Here is an 18924-nt window from a genome sequence, read left to right as displayed (position 1 = left end):
CGCGGTCAGCGTGCGACCGGCGCCTTGTCGGAATCGGAGGCCGGGTTCGGCGGAGGGAGCGGTGTGCCGGTCTCGTCCCGCTGGAACGGACGCATCAGGGTGCCGATGATCGAGAACCGCCCCTGCTTCTTGCTGTAGACGTCGAAGGCGACGGCGAGGAGGAGGACCAGACCCTTGATGATCTGGACCATGTCGGAGCCGACGCCCTCCAGTTGCAGTCCGTTGTTCAGCAGCGCCATGACGAGACCGCCGACGATGGAACCGCTGATGGTGCCGAGGCCGCCGGAGACGGCCGCGCCGCCGATGAAGACGGCCGCGATGGCGTCGAGCTCCCAGCTCAGACCGTCCTGGGGGCCGGAGGCCGCGGACCGGGCCACGAAGATCATCCCGGCCAGCGCGGCGAGGACGGACATGTTCATCATGACGAAGAAGTTGACCTGCTTGAGCTTCACACCGGACAGTTCGGCGGCCCGCGCGTTGCCTCCGACGGCGTAGATGTGCCGCCCGCCGATGGTGTTGCGGGTGTAGTACGAGTACGCGAGCACCAGGGCGATCAGGATGATGCCGGAGATCGGCAGGCTCGTACCGACGCGGCCGCCGGCGAAGCGCAGCGTCGTGAAGACGATGACGGTCAGCATGACGGCGAGCCGTATGCCGGTCACCCACAGCGGCGCGGCGTCGGCGTTCATCTCCCGGCGGGTCTGCCGGGCCTGCCACTCCCGCCAGGCCACACCCAGGCAGGCGGCGAGACCGAGCAGCAGCGTCAGGTTGTTGTATCCGGTGTCGGGTCCCACCTCGGGCAGGAATCCGGCACCGATGTCACGGAAGCCGGTGGGGACGGGCACCGTGTCGGCGTTGCCGATGTACTGGTTGCCGCCGCGGAACAGCAGCATGCCGGCCAGGGTGACGATGAAGGCGGGCACACCCACGTAGGCGACCCAGAAGCCCTGCCAGGCGCCGATCGCCGCGCCGACGAGCAGCCCGAGCAGGATGCCCAGGGGCCACGGGAGCGAGTGCTCCTGCATCGCCTTGGCGACGACGATGCCGGTGAACGCCGCGACGGAGCCGACCGACAGGTCGATGTGCCCGGCGACGATCACCATCAGCATGCCGATGGCGAGGATGAGGATGTAGGAGTACTGGCTGACCACGGCGATGAGGTTGCCGGAGGTCAAGGTGAGACCTCCGGTCCAGATCTGGAACAGCAGCACGATCGCCACGAGCGTGGAGATCATGCCGAACTGGCGGGCGTTGGAGGTCGTGCCTCCGAAGAGGTTCTTCTGCAGCTCTGAGATACGGCTCATGGGGTCGGTGTCTTCTTGAGAGAGGTCATCTGCTTCATCAAAAGTTCCGGGTTGGCGTCACGGCGCGTCACCTCACCGGTGATGGCACCTTCGAAAACGGTGTAGATGCGGTCGCACAGTCCGATGAGTTCGGGCAGTTCGGAGGAGATCACGACGACTCCCTTGCCCTGGCCGACGAGCCGCTGGATGATCCCGTAGATCTCGTACTTGGCGCCCACGTCGATGCCGCGGGTCGGCTCGTCGAGGATCAGCAGGTCCGGATCGGTGAACATCCACTTGGCGAGGACGACTTTCTGCTGGTTGCCGCCGGAGAGCTTCACGACGCCCTCGTCCACGCTGGGCGTCTTGATCCTGAGGCTCTGGCGGTACTCCTCGGCGATCCGGTGCTCGCGGACCGGGTCGACGACGCGGCGCCGGGCGATCTTCGTCAGCTTCGCGGCCACCATCGAGGTCTTGATGTCGTCCAGCAGGTTGAGGCCGATGGACTTGCGGTCCTCGCTGACGTAGGCGAGGCCGTGCCCGATGGCGTCGGCCACCGACTTCAGCTGGATCTCCCTGCCGTCCTTGAAGACCTGGCCGGACAGGTAGGTGCCGTAGGAACGGCCGAACAGGCTCATCGCGAGTTCGGTGCGCCCGGCGCCCATGAGTCCGGCGAAGCCCACGATCTCGCCGCGCCGCACGGTGAAGGTGGAGCCCTTGCACACGAGCCGTTCGTCGGAACTGGGGTGCCGCACCGTCCAGTCGCGGACCTCGAAGAACACCTCGCCCACGTCCGGCGTGTGGTCGGGGAAGCGGCTGTTGAGTTCGCGGCCGACCATGCCGCGCACGATGCGGTCCTCGTTGACTCCGTCGGCCTTCACGTCGAGGCTCTCGATCGTACGGCCGTCACGCAGAATGGTGATGGTGTCGGCGACCGCCTCGATCTCGTTGAGCTTGTGGGAGATGATGATCGAGGTGATGCCCCGATCCCGGAAGCCGCGCAGCAGGTCGAGCAGGTGCCGGGAATCGGCCTCGTTGAGGGCCGCGGTCGGCTCGTCGAGGATGAGCAGTCTGACGTCCTTGGCGAACGCCTTGGCTATCTCCACCAGTTGCTGCTTGCCCACGCCGATGTCCTTGATCAGCGTGTCCGGGTCCTCCCGGAGCCCGACCTGTTCCATCAGTTCCAGCGCCCGGCGCCGCGCCCGCTTCCAGTCGATCGCGCCACGCCTGCGCGGCTCGTTGCCGAGGAAGATGTTCTCGGTGATCGACATCTCGGGCACCAGCGCCAGCTCCTGGTGGATGATGACGATGCCGGCCTGCTCGCTGGCCCGGATGTCGTGGAACCGGACCTCCTCACCCCGGTAGACGATGCCGCCGGTGTAGCTCCCGTGCGGGTGCACGCCGCTCAGGACCTTCATGAGGGTGGACTTGCCGGCGCCGTTCTCGCCGCAGATCGCGTGGATCTCCCCCTGCTTCACCACGAGGCTGACGTCGGCGAGCGCCCGGACGCCCGGGAAGGTCTTGGTGATCGACCGCATCTCCAGCAGGGTCGGTGCCTGGGTCATGAGCGGAGCCCCACACCGGTGACACCGCGACGGCCACACGGGCCCGCGGGTGCCGGAATGCGACATTTCAAGGACATCAACTTGCCTCCGATGGCACTGCTCTGTGCCTGTGTACGGCCTGTTACGTCTGCGGGACCGGACTTTAAATCCATTTGTTTTACTAAGTCAACGCCCCGCGGAGGTATCGTCTTCGAGCTGGAACAGAGAGGACCACAAGTGCGGCAAGCAGGAACAAACCTCCCCAAGGTCGGCCGATACAACCGAGCGGTGGTCCTCGACCAGATCCAACTCGCCGACGGCATCAGCCGAGTTGAGATCGCCCAGCTGACCGGGCTCACCCCGCAGACGGTCTCGGGCATCGTGCGCCGCCTGCTGGACGAGGGGATCGTGCGCGAGGACGGCGCCAGCCGGGTCGCCAGCGGCGGCAAGCCGCGCACCACTCTGCGTATCAACGCGGACGCGGGCAGTGCGGTGGGGCTCGTGTTCGACCCCGTCGAACTCACCTGCGCCGTCGTTGACCTGCTGGGGCGGCCGGTGGTCGTCAAGCGCCGGCCCACCCCGCCCGGCATCGACCCCTCCCAGGTCGTGGCGGCCATGGCGGAGCTGGTCGCCGACGTGCTCGACGAGGCGAAGGTCTCCCGCGACGACGTGCTCGGCCTCGGCCTCGCCACTCCCGGGCCGATCGACCAGAAGCTCGGCATGATCGTCGCTCCCCCGCAGCTCGCCCACTGGATCCGGGTGCCACTGCAAAGCATGCTGAGCGACGCCACCGGTCTGCCCGTGACACTGGACAACGACGCCACGGCCGCCGCGGTCGGTGAGCGCTGGTCCGGGGTGGGGCGCGGGGTCGCGAACTTCGCCTACTTCTTCTTCGGCACCGGCATCGGCGGCGGCCTGGTTCTCAACCACCAGATGTACAGAGGGGGTTCGTTCAACGCGGGCGAGTTCGGCCACTCCTCCGTGCTGCCCGACGGCCCGGAGTGCTACTGCGGCAACCGCGGCTGCCTGGAACGGCTGGTCAACCCGTCCGCGATCGTCGCCGAGGTGCACCGCCGGCTCGGCCACCCATCGGGCGCCGACAGCAGTGTGCTGTCGCAAGCGTTCCGCGAGGACCCGGCGTCCGTCGACCATGCCGCGATCCAGCTCGCCGCGGGTGCCGGCGACCCCGTCGCGACCGCCGTCGTCGACGAGGCCGCCGCACATGTCGCCTCGGTCGCCGTCAGCATCGCCAACTTCATCGACGTGGACCTCATCATTCTCGGCGGCCACGGCATCCAGCACGTGGAGTCGCGGTACGTCGACGTCGTGGCCGCCGCGCTGGCCGCCAGACCCCTGGCCCGCCGCATCCGAGTGGTCAAGGTGGAGGCGTCCCCGCTCGGCACGGACGCCGCCGTCGTGGGCAGCGCGGCGCTGGTCCTGCACGCGACGTACTCGCCGCAGCTGTCGGCGCTGCTCTCGGACTGACCGGACACCGATCCCGCCGGGCACACGCGGGCCGCGAAGCCGGACCGGGCGGGCTCAGCGAAGTCGGCACGCACACGAGGTGGCTCCGCGAGCCCGCCGCTCTCCTCAAGCGGCCGTCCCGCGAGCGAAGTCGGCACACACACGGAGGTGGCTCCGCGAGCCCGCCGCTCTCCTCAGGCGGCCGTCACGCGCAGGGACGACGGTACCGCCCACCACTGGTCCGGACGATCCACGACCGCGGCGCCCGGTCCGGTGTCCACGAACCGGGCGAGACGGAGCAGGTACGCCGCGATGCCCGCCGCGCCCTGCATCCACGCCGTGCCCGGGGGCAGCAGCGGCGGGTCCTTGCGGTGCTCCAGGAAGCGCCAGCGGGTGCCCGCGCCGTCCACCACGGCCCGCTCGACCAGCGCGTCGCCCATCCGGGCCGCCGCCCGCAGGTAGGTCTCCGCCGCCGCAGGCCCGAAGTACTGCGCCGCGTCAAGCAGCACGTCGCCGACCCCCGCCGTGCCGCAGCAGCGGCCGTCGTTGTCCCAGAAGCCGGGACGCAGGCGTCGCGGAACTCCCGAGGTAAGGATCGAGGTCAGACAGCGCCGCCGCAGCTCTTCCACCGTGTGGCCCGCCACCTCCTCGACGCCGGCGTACGCGAGGGCGGCGAACAGGTGCGAGGTGCCCGCGGGACCGTGGCACCAGGTGTAGGTCACCGGTTCCACCTCACGCGTCGACGGGGGGATGGTGTGCGGCACGATGAAGCCGCCGTCCTCCAGCGACCCCACCGACACCACGTGCCGGGCCCCTTCCACCGCCGCCTCGACGAAATCCGGGCGCCGCAGCGTCGCGCCCGCCACCGCCAGCGCCGCGGCCACTCCGGCGGTGCCGTGCGAATAGTTCGGCGCCCGCCACGCGGTGCTCGCACCGATGCCCCAGTCGAGGCCGGCCTCCGTCCGCTCCGCCACGCGCAGCAGAGCCTCACCGCCGGTCGTCGCGATCGTCTCCGCGAACTCGCCTCCGGCCCAGATGGCCGTCATGACCACACCGGCGGTGCCCATGATGACGTCGTTGAGCGGCGCGTCGGAGCCCGGTTCGAAGTCGAGGGTGGTCCTCCAGCCCTCCGGTCGTGCCAGCTCGGCCAGCCGCCGCAGCGCGACCGACTCCCTGCCCGGGGCGAGCAGCTTCAGCGCCAGGGCGTCGCCTGCGAGGCCATCGCACAGGGAGGGTTCAATCCGGCGGCCCGCCTGGTCCGACAGCCGGCTGACGATTCCCGTCGCGAGACTCCGCTCCCTCGCGGTCAGCTGCCGGTACCGCCCGATCTCCGCGAGCACCGGGGCGAGGCCGGCGATCCCCGCGTACAGCGAGTCACGGTCCTTCGCCGGTGCCGTCACCGAGCCGCCCTCGAGAACCGAATCCGGCAGCCAGGGGCCGTCGTCCTCACGCACCTGATCCAGCACCCAGTCCCAGGCGGCCTCGCCGGTCCTCCGGTACATCTCGCTCGTCAGCACCGGGTCACGGTACAGCGCCGCCCTGACCCTGGGCGCGGAATATGCGGGACCCCACGGTGGTGCGGGGCCCCGCACCCGCTCCGGCCGGCGTGCCCGGCGGTGCCTACCGCAGGGCCGGCCGATGGGCGGAGGCGTACTCGTCCGCGACGCTGAAGACGCTGCCGCAGCTTGGGCACTGGGCCCCGCCGAAGAGATGGAGGACTCCGTCCACCAGGGCGTCCTTACCGTCGCGGAGGGCGGTGTCGTACATCAGCCGGCCGATGCCGGACAGCCCGTCGACAGGTGCGGGCCGCAGGGGCCGCCTGTTCACGTCCCCCTGATGCCAGTCACGGATCGCGGAGTAACGCCCGTGATCACCGATGGCTATCGTCACCTCCGCCGCGCAGTGAGGACAGCCGACGGCGTAGAAGTCGTCCGTGAAATCGCCCAGGACAGCCGCCCAGTGGTACTGCTCCTCGACCGCGAGCAGGGCGCGGAACGCCGCGAGATAGTCGCTGGGCCGCGACCGCAGGTGCTGGTCCAGGAGCTCGCGGAACTCCGCGATCGCGTCGGCGCACTGGGCCAGCAGGTCGTCGCAGTCGTGATGTCCGGCTGCGCGTTCCAGGATCTTGCCGCTCAGAATGCGCGCCTCCGCACTGTGGGCGGCCAGGCGCACCAGTTGTGGCAGGGCGGCGAACCCGGCGGGCGAAACGAGGTCGGCCTCGAGGACCAGCCGGTGGGCCAGCTCCGCCCAGGTTCCGGCGTCGTCCCCGCGCTCCAGCCGTTCCAGGAGTTCGGGGACGCGATCGGTTTCGAAGAACCAGTCGTACGCCCGCGCCCAGTTCACCACGTGGGCATTGAACCGCCCCTCGGTGGTCCGTGGCGACCGAGGGGCGGTGCTGTTCGTGATGTCGTCCCGCTCCGGCGGCACTCAACCGTCCGGCGCGCCGAAGGCTTTGTGGCTCGGCCGCCCGGTTGCGTGGTCCGTGCTGATCAGCCGATGTCGAAGTCGAGGTCGGTGACGTACCAGGCGTCGCCGATCTTGGTGGAGTGCACCTTGACGTCGAGCTGCTTCGCCGTCACCCCGGTGGAGTGGGACAGGATGATCTTGTCGAGGGTCTTGCCGTCGACGGTGATGTCGTCGGCGGGGACCAGCGCCTTACCGCCGGTCGCCGCGACGTCGGCGACGTCGACCTTCGGGTCGTCGGTGGGTGGCTCGGGCATGAAGGACGTACGGAACCGGCCGAGGCTCTTCTTCATCTGCCGGGCCTCGGGCGCGGCGGTGTCACAGGTCGACCTGGTGCCGGCCCGTGCGGGCGACGAGCCCGTGGCCGCCTCCCCCATCAGCAGGCAGGCTTGCTGTGGCTGGTTCCTGATCACCGCGGTGACCCATGCGGCGACCGCCCCCTCGGCCGTGGACTGGTCGGCCTTCGTTGACGGGGCCGAGGCGTCCGCCGACGCGCCGTCCGCCGGGCTTCCCGCGTCAGCCGCGCGCGAGGTGGCGGCAGAGGGCGTCTTGTCCGCGACGGGGCTCTCGCTGTCCGAGCACCCCGCCAGTCCCATCACCGCCATCGCGACCGCGCCGCCGGCCATCCAGCCCATGCTCTTCCTGCGACCTACTAACACCGCTCCGGTGTTCCTTCCCTGGACATCCGTACGCCTTGCGGCACCTCGACGCGCGCCCTGTCGGGGGGGCGGCGGGGTGCCGTCTCGACGTTGGAGACGGGGCCCACGGCGGAATGGTTCACTCCTGCATCAGCAGCCACACACGCACCACGTGGTTCGCCGCGCGGCGGGGCGTCACGTGACCTGGGACGCGATGGTCCGCGCGCAGTCCAGGGACGCCGTACGGCTGGTGTCCACCTCCAGGTCGTACACCACGCCGCTGTGGACGGTCTCCGCCTGCGACGCGGCCATTCCCTCAGGCCGGTCCCCGCGGTCCGTCTCGCGGGCCGCGGCGACCTCGCTGTCGCATCTCACGCCCACCCACAGCACGTCGAGTCCCTCGAGAGCGTCGCGCCAGCGCCGCTGGGACGCAGCGCCGCCGAGGAAGACGTCGTCGACGACGACCCGGGCGCCGGCACGGGCCATCGCGGCGATCCCCGCCATCCAGGCCGCTTCCAGCTCCCGGAACACCGGCCCGATGTTCACCACGCCGTCCGAGGCGATGTCGATGCCCTCGCCGGCCGTCTGCAGGGGCAGGGGCATCGCCTCGATCAGCGAGTCGATCCCGTAGGCGAGCCACGGCTCCGGGAGCACCGACTGCAGACTGCGGCTGATTCCCGACTTGCCCGAACTGGACCCACCGTTCAGCACGATCACCTGAGTTGTCACCAGGTCAGGGTAGAGGTGACCGTGGGCCGTCGCCGTAGCGCGGTCACTCCGCATGTGTCTTCTGCTGGTACGCCCTGTGGCGCACATCGGGGTCCGGATGACGGCGCAGGAGGCGAAGCAGTGACCGCCGTTCCTCGGGCCGGCCGATGGACGGTCCTGTTCCCGTCACCAGCCCGGTCGCCAGCAGGCCCGCGGCGGTGCCGTCGGCGCGCGCCAGTTCACCCGCCGCCGTCAGGAGGGCGTCGGTGTGCTGCGGCTCCGCAGGACGCGACAGGCCTGTGGTCAGGCGGCGGGCCACCTGTACGCCGACGCCCACTCCCGCTCCTTCGAGCGTCTGCGCCAGGTACCGCAGGCGTTCGAGGAGGGCGGCCGGCTCCGTGGTGTGGGCCGCCAACTGGGCCAGCAGAGTGGCGCGTTCGGCCAGCAGCAGGGGTTCCGGCGCCAGCTGCGCGGCGACCGCTCCGGCGACCTCGCGTCCCCGCCCCTCGGCGGCGTCGAGCGACAGCAGCAGGGTCCGCAGCCGCTGCAGCGCAGGCAGGTCACGGCCCTCCAGCACCTCGCACTCGCCCTCGGGCCGGTGCATCGCGTCCAGCAACTCCGCCACCGCGTCGTGGAAGGCACTGCCGGGCACGGCACCACCCACGGGATGCGGCACCTCGGAGGCGGCCAAGTCATGGAGCACATAGGCGGCGTGACGCCAGTGCGTGCGGCTGCCTAGACCGTCGCCGGAGACGAGCAGGCGGGCCAGCCGCTTCCGCCGCGCGGCCGGCGCGTCGTCGCAGGCCGCCTCCACCGCGCGGTCCGGCACGGGCAGGACACGTGCGGCGCGCAGGGCGTACCCGGCGACGACCGGGTCCGGGTCCGCCAGTCGCTCCGTGAGGTACTCGGCATGCCGTCCGGCGGAGGCGGCCAGAGCCGCGAGTCTTTGCTCGTACGGCCCACGGGCGTCCAGATCGTGCGGAAGCTGGGCGAGTTGCCCTTCGTTCGCGAGGCGGTGGGCGACCTTCGCGGTCAGGGCGAGACGGGCGGGGAACGACAGCGGTTCCAGTGCGGAGAGCAGTTGCTCCGCGGTGTTCGGCATCCGCTGATTGTGTATGAGGAGAGCCGTTGACGCGATCGAACATCTGAGCCCGCTGTCAGCCAGGTATGGGAGCGGTAGGTCCCGCTGAACCGCGATACATCGGATGAAGCGTGGCTTTCCGTCACAGTCGCCGCCACACGCTCGAAGCCGCACGTCTCCCCTTTTCAGGCTGTTTGGTGCCTCGAATGCCCGACCGTCAAGGTCATTGACAGGTGCACGGAGCCTGCCTAGGTTCGTCGATACACCCGATGTATCGACGGTCCGTCAGGTCTGGAGGACGATGACGGCCTCGCAGCCGGGGGCGCGCGTCCGAGTCCGGCGCCGAGGTGCCGGGCGCTCTCGTCGCCACGTTCCCCGCACGCCCGTGCACCGGGCACCCCTCACCCGACACCCCACTGACCACCCGGGAGGGTTCACATGGCGGTTCCGATCAGGACCGCGGTCGCCACGCTCTGCGCCGCGCTGGCGGCCACACTTCTCACGACCGCACCCGCGAGCGCCCACCAGGACGCCGGCTCCCCCGACCGCGCATGGGCCGTGGCCGGTCCGGAGCGTGCCGCTGCGGCGCGCGAACCCCGCGCGCGGGTGGCGCTCGACGCCACCACCGGCACGCTGAGCCTGTCGGTGTCCCGGGGCGGCCGTACCGTCATCGAGCCGTCGTCCGTCGGCATCGTCACCGAACGGGCCAACCTGTCCCAGGGGTTGCGCTTCCTGCGTCGCACCGACCGGAGAGTCGACGAGCGGTACCGGACGAAGTCCGGCAAGCGGCTCGACCGCCGCGTCCGGATGAGTGAGACGCGCCTGTCGTTCGCCACCTCCGCGGGCGCCCGGCTCGACCTGGTGCTGCGCGCCTCCGCGGACGGCGTCGCCTACCGCTACGTCCTGCCCGCCGGGTACGGCGACGTCCTCGGCGAGACGTCCGCGTTCACCCTGCCGTCGGACGCGAACGCGTGGCTCGGCGCCTACCGGGTCGACAACGAGGGGCAGTTCAACCAGTACACGGCCTCGACCGCGCCGACGGGCGCGTACTCCGACCAGGCCCTGTTCTCGACCGACGGCGGCTACACCCTGCTCGCCGAGTCCAACCTCACGGGCGCCTACTCCGGTGCCCGGCTCGCCCACGACCAGGGCAGCGGCACCTACCGGATCACGCTCGCCGACGCCCGGGTCCACACCGACGGGCCCCTGGCCACACCGTGGCGGGCCATGGTCACCGGGGACCTCGCCACCGTCACCCGGTCCACCTTCACCGACGACCTCGCCGCCTCCTCCAAGGTCGCCGACACCTCCTGGATCCGGCCCGGAACCGTGCTGTGGACCTGGCTGGCCGGCGGCCGCGAAGCCGGCCAGAGCCTCGCGGCGCAGAAGGCCTACGTCGACTACGCGGCCGCCCGGCACTGGCCGTACGAAGCCGTCGACGCGGGCTGGTACTTCAAGGCCGACGCGTGGGACACCACCGACCCCGACTGGCAGACCGACAGCTGGATGCCCCAACTCGTCGACTACGCGCGCGCCAAGGGCGTCGGAATCGTCGTCTGGATCCACCAGCGTGACCTCGACACACCGGAGGAACGCGCCCAGTGGCTGCCCGCCCTGGAACGGTGGGGCGTCAAGGGAGTCAAGATCGACTTCATGAACTCCGAGGCGCAGCCCATGCTCCAGTGGTACGACGCGATCCTCAAGGAGACGGCCGCCCACCACCTCATGATCGACTTCCACGGCTCGACCGTTCCGAAGGGCATCCAGCGCACCTGGCCGCAGGTCATGACCATGGAGGGCGTCGGCGGCGAGGAGAAGCGCACGAACACCGCCGCCCACCTCACCACCCTGCCCTTCACCCGCAATGTCATCGGCTCCATGGACTTCACGCCCGGCGGCTTCCAGCGCGTCGGCGCGCGGCCCGACTCCGACGCGGCCGAGACCGGACTGGCCGTCGTCTACGAGTCGGGCCTGCAGATGTTCGCGGGCACCCCCGAGTCGTACGACGCCCGGCCGCTCGCCCGTGACTTCTTCGACCAGGTCCCCGCCGCGTGGGACGACACGCGCCTGCTGGACGGCCGGCCCGGTCAGGAAGCCGTGCTGGCCCGCCGCAGCGGCAGCCGCTGGTTCCTGGGCGGGGTGTACGCCGGCGCCGCCCGCACCGCGGCGGTGCCCCTGTCCTTCGGCCACGGAAAGTGGCTGGTGCAGACGATCCGCGACGGCGCCGACGGGCTCGTCCAGGACCGTCAGGTGCTGCGCGGCGGTGACACGCTCGAGGTCGGCGTCGTGGACAACGGCGGGTTCGCCGGGATCGCCTGCCCCTGGCATCCGGGTGTCACCACCTGCTACAGGGACTGAGCACCGTCACGCGCCTCGTCGGCACGCGGCCCAGACCTCGTCCAGAAGTGACGGGTAGTCATGGCCGTACGTGGCCACCGCCGCGAACACCGCGTCCAGCGCCGCCTGGAGCGGGTCGGTCTCCGCGGCGCCGGTCAGCGCGGGCAACGCCATGTGCGGCTGCGACATCCGCAGGGAGGGGTCCGGGGCTCCCAGGGTGACCCGAAGGGCGTACCTGGGCGCGCCGGCGGGGTGCGCTGCCGCCGGTCCGGGCAAGCTCGGCGGTGCCGCAGGTCCGGGCGGGCTCGGCAATGCCGCCGCGACCGCCGCCGCCGGACCGACGATCCCGAATGCCCGCCCGGGCTTGGACAGCGGTTGTTGCAGCCGTCCGCCCAGGTCCACGGGCCGGGGGACGGCGGACCCCGCGGGTGGAGCGGCATGGCCGTCCCGTCCGCGCGGGGTCCCGGATGGACCGGCGGCACACTCGTCGGGTGGTACTGCGCGGCCCCCCGGTGTGTCCGGGGTCCCCGGCGGACCGGCGGCGGACCGCTCGGGTGGGACGGCGCGGCCGACGGTCCGGTCCGGGAGGCGAGGGTCGGACGCGAGGGTCTGCCACAGGCGGGTCCGGTCGTCGAAGGGCGGCGGCAGCGGTCGGCCGTCCGCGAGGGCTCCGAGCGCGGCGGCGGCCCAGTCCAGTTCGGTGAGACCAGCCGTTTCGCAGGCACGCCGGGCCGCCAGCAGGGCCACCTGGCGCTGGGTGACGGGGCCGGCGGCGTCGAGGGCGTGGACGAGGTCCGGTTCGACACCGAGCAGACCACGGACGTTGCCGCGGACTTCGCGCAACGCCCGGCTCGGTAGCTGACCGCCCCACTCCGCTCGCTCGTGAGCGAGGAGCCGTTCCCTCTCGGCCTGTTCCTCGGCGCATCGGGCCAGGCGCTCCGATTCGGCCCGTTCGGCGGGTGTGGGAGCGGGGGGCTGCCGGCGGGCGAAGTCGTGCCAGTAGGCGGCGAGCGCCGAGGTCCGGCGAAGGACACGGTCCGGGGCGGGCGCGGCGGGCCAGAACTGCAGCAGATAGCGGTCCAGTTGGGGTTCGCCGTCCAGCCGGGTGTCCTGCCCGTCGGCCCGGTCCATGCCCTGCGCGCAGTAGCGCACCCGGTAGTCGATCTCCTCAAGGCCCAGGTCCCGGCAGGCTTCGCCGGCCCACTGCGTCAGCGTGGTGTGCGCCGAGACAGGGCGGAACGACACCTCCACGACGTCCTCCCACTCCGCGTCCAGCGGTGGTGGCGTGTCGTGGACTTCGACGGTGAATCCGACGCTGCCCGTGTGCAGTCCGGTCGACAGCCACAGGGCACCGGGGATCGCCGCCCCGCACAGTCCGGCGCTCTGCCCGGCGAAGGAGCCCGTGAGGTCCGGGCCGAACGTCTCCGGGTCGCTCTCGACGTAGATCTGGCCGTAGTGCACGTGCACTTCACCCTCGACCGGTCGGCGCACGGTCACACCCCCCGTCGTGTCGGCCGTGCCGACCGCGGCGGCGTCTTGGTGGGCGCCGTCCGTCGTCTGCTACGCGGCGGGTGGGGACGCACCGCTCGGCACCTCGTGGCGGGCCTGTCGGCCGAGTCGAGGGGAACTCGGCCGGTACAACTTTCGGGGCTCACACGCGGTCTCGTCCAGGATCGGGCCATGCTCGGGAGCCTAGGACGAGCTACTGACACCGCGGACGGTCCTCGATCCCGCGCATGTCGTCCACCGAGGGTGCTCGGCGACAAGTTCCTGCCCGATAACGGGCGTTGGACACGTCCGGTCGACCGCGACCTCGGACTAGTACACGTCTGCGCCCGCACGAACCGGGCCACCCCACCCGTGAACGCCACAGAGGCTGTCCGCGTGCTCCGGGCGGCTGCCGCCTCCGGCTGGAGCACGCGGACCGAGGGTTACCGGCCGGCGGGTGCCGACGCCGCGTCCAGGCCCTCGTGGCGGGCCTGGATGCGTGCGACGACTCGTTCCTGTCCCAGCCTCCTGGCCTGGCGGAGCTTCGCCTCGGCGGCCAGCAGGGGAACCCAGAACAACCAGCCCCAGAGACTGAAGTCCAGCACTCCGCTCACCACCAGGGCCTTGTTCAGGCCGAACGACAGAAGGAACGTCAGCACATACGCTCCGACGCGGTGGGCGAGCAGGAAGCGCAGCGGCGCGTTCCACGGCCCCTGCAACAGCTCGACGGCGGCGGCCAGTTCGGCGGCCCGGAGATCCTCGCCGGTGTCCTGTCCGGTCTCGCCGCGAGCGGCTCGCCGTAGCGCCTCGGTGACCTGCGCGCTCTGGTCAGCGAGGGCTTCCTGCTCCGCCTGCCCCTGGAGCACGCCCGTCGTCAGGTCGTCCCAGTAACCCCGGCCAGCCCACCCCGTCGCGCTGTCGACGCGTGCGCGTTCGGCCGACCCGGGCGGCGCCAGTTCCTCGATCCTTTCGCGCAGGACCACCGCGCGGCGCGCCCTCGCCGGGTGGTCGAAGTCGTCGGAGCGCAGGCACAGTTCGAGGTAGCACACCATCAGGCCGAGATCGTCCGGTGCGAGGGCGAGGCCCTTGCGGTACGCGTCCTCGGCCTCACGGTCGTGGTCGTCCTCGTCCTCGGCGGCGTGTGCCTGCCCGAGCCAGCGCAGGAGGACCGGGTCCGGCCCGGCCTCCTCGAGTCCCTGTTCCGCCGCAGCCCTCACGGCGGCGTATCCGCCCACCGCGAAAAGCTCTGAACACCGCTGCGCGTACTGCTGCTCCACGTCCCCACCCCGGTCGTCCGAGCGAACACCTTCGGCCGGGGAGGATGTCCCTGTCAATTTCGCTGTGCCGCGTTGCGCCCGGCCTGCCGGAACCTGTCGCGGCCGGCCGGACGCGCACGGCTGCCCCACAGCGCTCATCCCGTGACCGGGACGGACTCCGTCTCCTTCTCCGGCGCGGGTTCCTCGGCCGTTCGGCCGCGCAGGGCGACGAGCACCAGCAGCGCCGAGAACAGGGCGGCGCTGCCGCACACCACGAAACCGATCGAGTAGCCGTGTCCGAGGGCGTCCAGCGCGAGGGCGCGGGCGGCGCCGGGGGGCGAATTCGCCGGTACGGAGTTCAGGGCGAGCGGGCCGCCTTCCGCGAGCACCTCGTGAGCCGCACCCTTCGACTCCGCGCCCAGTGAGGACGTCGCGAGGGAGGCGGTCACCTGGGACGCGGCCTGGCTCAGCGCCACCGCGCCGATGACCGCCGGACCGAGTGTGAACCCGAAGTCGCGCAGCAGGTTGGTGGACGCGCTGGCCATGCCCGCGAAGTGCACCGGCACCGCGTTGACGGCGGTCGCCGTGATCGACGACACCGTGAACGCGAAGCCCACGCCGACCAGTCCGAGCGGCACGATCAGCGAGGTCAGTGCCTGGTCGTCGACGGCGAGCGTGGCGGCCAGGAAGTCGCCCGCCGCGATCAGTCCGAGGCCGGTGGTGAGCAGCACACGCGCGTGGAGACGGTGCAGCAGGCGCGAGGTCAGCGGGGTGAGGAAAGGGGTGATTCCACTGAGCAGCAGGAAGGCGAAGGCGGTGCGCATGGGGCTCTGGTGCTGGATCGGGCCGAGCCGGATGCTGGCCGCGTACGCCGTTCCGAGGAAGCTGAACATGCCGACGACGGCGACGATCGAGGCGATCGCGAAGGACCGGTTGCGGAACAGGTCCAGCCGCAGCAGGGGCGAGCGGGCCCGGCTCTCGGCCGCGACGAACAGCCCCACGAACACCGCCGCGATCACGAACGCCACGACCACGGAGACCGACCCCCAGCCGTCCGTCGGCCCCTGGATGACGGCGTACAGCAGGGCGAACAGGCCGACGCCGATGGTGATCTGACCGCCGATGTCGAGCGAACGTCCCTCCGGCGCACGGGAGTCGGTGGCGAGCAGCAGACTCACCAGCGCGCTGGCGGCGGCGAGGACGGCGACCACGACGAAGGCGGAGCGCCACGATCCGTAGGTTCCCGTGATGCCGCCGAGCAGCGGGGCGAGGAAGCCGCCCGCCGACAGGCTGGAGGCCCACACGGCGATGGCGCGGGCCCGCGGGGCGCCGGAGGGCGTGCCGGCCGCGATCATGGCGAGCGAGGTCGGGAAGAGCGCGGCGGCGCCGAGGCCGGCCAGTGCCTGTCCCACCCACAACTGGTGGACGCCGGAGCTGCCGGCGGCGACGATCTCGCCCGCGCACAGCAGTCCCGCGCCGCCGACGAGGAGCCGCTTGCGTCCGAAGAGGTCGCCGAGCACACCGAAGGACAGTTCCAGGACGGCGACCGGCAGGAGGAAGGCGTCCGAGATCCACGTCAGTTGGGAGCCGACGGGGTGCAGGTGTTCCTGGAACAGCCCGTTGAGGGTGGCCGGCATGGCGAGGCCGATCTGTGCGAGACAGACGGCGAGGCATCCCGCTATGAGCGTGCCGAGCGGGAGACGGGCGATCGGCGCGTGAGCGTCCGGGGAGTGAGCCGGGGTGGTTTCGGACATGAGCGGTCCCAACGTCGCGGGGAGTGGGGTGACTTCGAACAGCCGGGTCGAGGTGGACGGGTTCGGGGGGGGCGGGTGGAGCGGGAGGGGTCGGGACAGGCCGGGGCTGGTTCGGTGCGGGGCGCCGTACGGCTACCGGCCGCGGCCGACGGTCAGTTCGGCGGGCCGGTAGGGGGTGTACGCCGACCCGTCGAGGCCGAGCGCCAGGGCGGCCTTCTGCAGGGCGGAGGGTGTGGCGGCGGCGTCCCAGTGGCCGGTGGCGACACGGTGTTCGACGGCGTGGACGGCGGCGACCGTCTCGGCGGTGGTGAAGGCGCAGTGCCCCTGCCGCTCGACGTACGCCTGCCGCAGCAGCGGTCCGTCGCCGGACGCGCGCACCCGGTCGGCGAACCGGTTCTCCTGTTCGACCGGGACGAGGTTGTCGGCGACGGTGTGCACGTCCAGCAGGGGTACGGCGAGGCCCTGACCGGCGGAGGAGGTGCGCGCGGCCGCACGGACCGCGGCGGGGTCCGCCGTGATCGTGGCGCCCGCGGTGAGCGTGCGCAGTTCGGCGTGCAGGTCCAGCCCGGCCGCCCGGTACAGCGCGCGGACCCGCGGGGCGTGGACGGAGCCGGTGAGCAGTGCGCCGTAGTCGACGCCCCGGTTCCATGAGGTGTTGCCGCCGGCGGACTGCTCGATCGCGTACCGGCCGCCCTCGACGAACGACAGGATGCCCTGCGCGAACCACGCGTACTGCTGTTCCTCCTGGCCCTGCCAGTCGTCCGGCGCGGGCCGGTCCTGACCGGGGGCCCAGGCGGGCAGGTTGAGGAAGGCGGCGGCCAGCGCGACCCGGGCGCGGCCGGCCGGGGTGGCCTGGGCCGCGGTGACGGCCTCGGTCAGGCGTTGCGCGGTGGTGGCCGCGTCGGCGGCGGAGCCGAAGCGCACCAGGCCGATGTCCTGCCCCGGCAGGAGCAGGCGGGCGAGGGTGTACTCGGCGTCGAGCTGGTAGTTGTCGAGGTCGGTGGCGCCGGCGACCAGGCCGCACAGGCCGAGGGCGCCGTCGACGCGCCCGGCACCGTCGCGGGCCAGCTGGGCGTTGACGAGTCCGCCCATGGACTGGCCGACGGCGAGCGTGCGGGTCGGCTCGCCGATCTTCGCGGTGACGGCGTCGAGGGTGGCGAACTGGTCGCGTTCGGCACTGTTCAGGGCCCACATGGAGCCGTTCGGGTCGTAGGAGGAGCCGGCCAGGGCGTAGCCCTCGGCGAGGAGTGCGGTACGGGCGCCGGCCGACGGGGCGTTCTGGGCGACGGTCGGGCCGAAGCCGTGGCTGAACAGCAGGAGGGTGCCGTTCCAGTCCGCCGGTACGTCGGCGATCCAGGTGCCGCCGTCGGCGAGGGTGCCGGTGAGGCGCTGGGCGGCGGGCGCGGCGGAGTCGGCGTGCGCGGCCGCGGGCGTGGTCAGGGCGAGGACGACGGCCGTGGCGAGGGTGGCGAGGGTGCGGGACCGGCGGCGGGCGGGGCGGGCCGGGATCGTGCGGTGGAGGCGGGTGGGCATGGGGTCGGGCTCCAGTCTGGGGGGTGGGGAGCGCTGCTGGACCTGGATGCTCAGTGCACTGAACGTCAGGGAATGTAAGGCCGATTTCTCACCGCCGTCAATGGAGTGCACAACATCAGCTCGAGAGGGTGCCCGCCGGTGCGCACCCCGAACTCGACCGCCGACCAGCCGGCTACAGGGCGGCCGGGACCGTCTCGATCACGCGTCGCGCCACATCCCTCGCCGGCGCGTCCAAGCGGGCGTTGAGCGCGCGGAACGTCTCCTCCGCCGCGCCGGCGGGCCAGTCGCCCGGGAGATGCTGGACCGGCAGGCGGGGATCCCCGCGGATGACGCGAAGCCATTCGGTCGCCAGCCGCAGCCGCAGCGCGAGCGGGTCCTCGTCGGTGACGGCCTCTTCGGCACCGGAGGCGGGCTCCGCGCCGGCGAGCGCCTCGGCGTCCGCGCCCGGCTCCGCGCCGGTGAGTCCGTCGGCGTCGGTGACCGGCTCCGTGCCGGTGGTCCCGCCGGTCTCCACGCCGGGTCCCCCGCCCACCTCGCCGCCCGCCGCCAGGGGTCGCCATCGGGCGTCGAACTCGCGGTAGCGTTCGGCCAGTTCGGCCAGGTCCCAGGTGTCGTGGATCATCTCCGCGATGTCCATTCCGGTGTCCGCCCGCGCCCGGAACACCTTGACGTGCGCGGCGAGTCCCAGCTCGGCCACGATCCCGGAGACGTCGACCTCGCCCGGGGCCACCCACAGGCCGCTGAACAGGGGGCCGAACCCGGCCCAGGTCAGCTGGGAGCGCAGGTCGTGGCGCTGTCGCTGCCAGGATTCGGGCAGGGAGAAGCCGAGCAGGGACCAGGTGCCGTCCCAGTCCCGGTTGACCGCGCCGGTCTTCCACATGCGCCGTTCGCCGTCGCGCAGGATCGCCTCGGAACGCTCGGTCAGCCCGAAGTACATGCGCCGGCCCTCCCGTTGGCGCCGCAACAGGTCGCGGTTGACCATGCGGGTGAGCGTCGAACGGGTCGCCTGCTCGCCGACCCCCGCGCGCGAGAAGACCTCGATGACGCTGCCCGAGTAGACGCAGACACCCCGGCCCAGCACCTGGTCTCCGAGGAAGGTGAGCATCAACGACTGCGGGCGCGGGGCGGTGTCAGTGGGCACGGGCTCACGGTACGACGCCGAAGCCCGCGGCGGGACGGCCGACGGGGTCGCGCACGCCCGGCCGGTCACGAGGACGGCTCGAAACTTTCTCTCCGGCCTCCGAATGATGCGAGACGGATTGACGCCGCGCCCGGGGCTCCTATCATCCACACCGTCCGAAGCACCGAAGTCCGTTCGACACATCGAACATCACATGTGTCATGGCCCCATCAGATGCGGAGAACCGTGAACCCC

The 18924-nt window shown here is 71.7% G+C and carries 14 protein-coding genes; 2 read left to right on the top strand and 12 right to left on the bottom strand.

All coding sequences use genetic code 11. The annotated features are described in order from the left end of the window. Nucleotides 1-5 precede the first annotated feature (5 nt). Together mmsB and mmsA are read right to left on the bottom strand one after the other, a co-directional pair. Nucleotides 6-1304 carry a multiple monosaccharide ABC transporter permease gene (mmsB, locus tag ABZT03_RS21330; RefSeq protein ID WP_356041531.1) on the bottom strand — a complete coding sequence of 433 codons (1299 nt, stop codon included), beginning with the start codon at nt 1302-1304 and terminating at the stop codon, nt 6-8. Then, the gene (gene mmsA, locus ABZT03_RS21325; RefSeq protein WP_356041530.1) at nt 1301-2848 is read right to left on the bottom strand and encodes a multiple monosaccharide ABC transporter ATP-binding protein; all 1548 of its coding nucleotides are present in this window, start codon (nt 2846-2848) and stop codon (nt 1301-1303) included. The genes mmsB and mmsA overlap by 4 nt, the downstream gene beginning before the upstream one ends. Before the next feature lie 267 nt (nt 2849-3115). Here mmsA and ABZT03_RS21320 point away from each other — a divergent pair, with 267 nt between their 5' ends. Then, a complete protein-coding gene (locus ABZT03_RS21320) occupies nt 3116-4312 on the top strand; it encodes an ROK family transcriptional regulator (protein WP_356041529.1) in 1197 nt (398 codons plus the stop codon). Nucleotides 4313-4485: 173 nt separating this feature from the next. On the opposite strand, the gene ABZT03_RS21315 is transcribed toward ABZT03_RS21320, so the two are convergent. The 5 genes from ABZT03_RS21315 to ABZT03_RS21295 form a co-directional block, all read right to left on the bottom strand. After that, the gene (locus tag ABZT03_RS21315) at nt 4486-5808 is read right to left on the bottom strand and encodes a lanthionine synthetase LanC family protein (protein WP_356041528.1); all 1323 of its coding nucleotides are present in this window, start codon (nt 5806-5808) and stop codon (nt 4486-4488) included. 103 nt (nt 5809-5911) lie between these two features. Beyond that, a complete protein-coding gene (locus ABZT03_RS21310; RefSeq protein ID WP_356041527.1) occupies nt 5912-6637 on the bottom strand; it encodes a hypothetical protein in 726 nt (241 codons plus the stop codon). Between the two features lie 143 nt (nt 6638-6780). Beyond that, nucleotides 6781-7389, bottom strand: coding sequence for a hypothetical protein (locus tag ABZT03_RS21305; RefSeq protein ID WP_356041525.1), 609 nt, complete (start codon nt 7387-7389; stop codon nt 6781-6783). A gap of 198 nt (nt 7390-7587) precedes the next feature. Further along, the gene (gene cpt / locus ABZT03_RS21300) at nt 7588-8121 is read right to left on the bottom strand and encodes a chloramphenicol phosphotransferase CPT (protein ID WP_356041523.1); all 534 of its coding nucleotides are present in this window, start codon (nt 8119-8121) and stop codon (nt 7588-7590) included. A 43-nt stretch (nt 8122-8164) separates the two neighbouring features. Further along, nucleotides 8165-9202 (bottom strand): hypothetical protein, encoded by a 1038-nt coding sequence (locus ABZT03_RS21295; RefSeq protein WP_356041521.1) that lies wholly within the window; start codon nt 9200-9202, stop codon nt 8165-8167. Nucleotides 9203-9619: 417 nt separating this feature from the next. Here ABZT03_RS21295 and ABZT03_RS21290 point away from each other — a divergent pair, with 417 nt between their 5' ends. After that, the gene (locus ABZT03_RS21290; RefSeq protein ID WP_356041519.1) at nt 9620-11539 is read left to right on the top strand and encodes a glycoside hydrolase family 97 catalytic domain-containing protein; all 1920 of its coding nucleotides are present in this window, start codon (nt 9620-9622) and stop codon (nt 11537-11539) included. 6 nt (nt 11540-11545) lie between these two features. Here ABZT03_RS21290 and ABZT03_RS21285 read toward each other — a convergent pair whose 3' ends face one another. The 5 genes from ABZT03_RS21285 to ABZT03_RS21265 form a co-directional block, all read right to left on the bottom strand. Continuing rightward, nucleotides 11546-13015, bottom strand: coding sequence for a hypothetical protein (locus tag ABZT03_RS21285; protein WP_356041518.1), 1470 nt, complete (start codon nt 13013-13015; stop codon nt 11546-11548). A 434-nt stretch (nt 13016-13449) separates the two neighbouring features. Beyond that, nucleotides 13450-14283 carry a hypothetical protein gene (locus tag ABZT03_RS21280; protein WP_356041516.1) on the bottom strand — a complete coding sequence of 278 codons (834 nt, stop codon included), beginning with the start codon at nt 14281-14283 and terminating at the stop codon, nt 13450-13452. Between the two features lie 134 nt (nt 14284-14417). Then, complete coding sequence (locus tag ABZT03_RS21275) at nt 14418-16016, bottom strand: MFS transporter (RefSeq protein WP_356041514.1); 1599 nt, start codon at nt 16014-16016, stop codon at nt 14418-14420. 132 nt (nt 16017-16148) lie between these two features. After that, nucleotides 16149-17549: an alpha/beta hydrolase gene (locus tag ABZT03_RS21270; RefSeq protein ID WP_356041512.1), complete on the bottom strand. Its 1401-nt coding sequence runs from the start codon at nt 17547-17549 to the stop codon at nt 16149-16151. Nucleotides 17550-17721: 172 nt separating this feature from the next. Then, nucleotides 17722-18690 (bottom strand): PaaX family transcriptional regulator C-terminal domain-containing protein, encoded by a 969-nt coding sequence (locus ABZT03_RS21265; protein ID WP_356041510.1) that lies wholly within the window; start codon nt 18688-18690, stop codon nt 17722-17724. Nucleotides 18691-18924 lie beyond the last annotated feature (234 nt).

It is taken from the genome of Streptomyces sp. NPDC005574, from assembly GCF_040605435.1.
Lineage (GTDB): Bacteria > Actinomycetota > Actinomycetes > Streptomycetales > Streptomycetaceae > Streptomyces.
The sequence above is the reverse complement of the archived record's forward strand: the minus strand, read 5'-3'. Positions and strand labels throughout refer to the sequence as shown.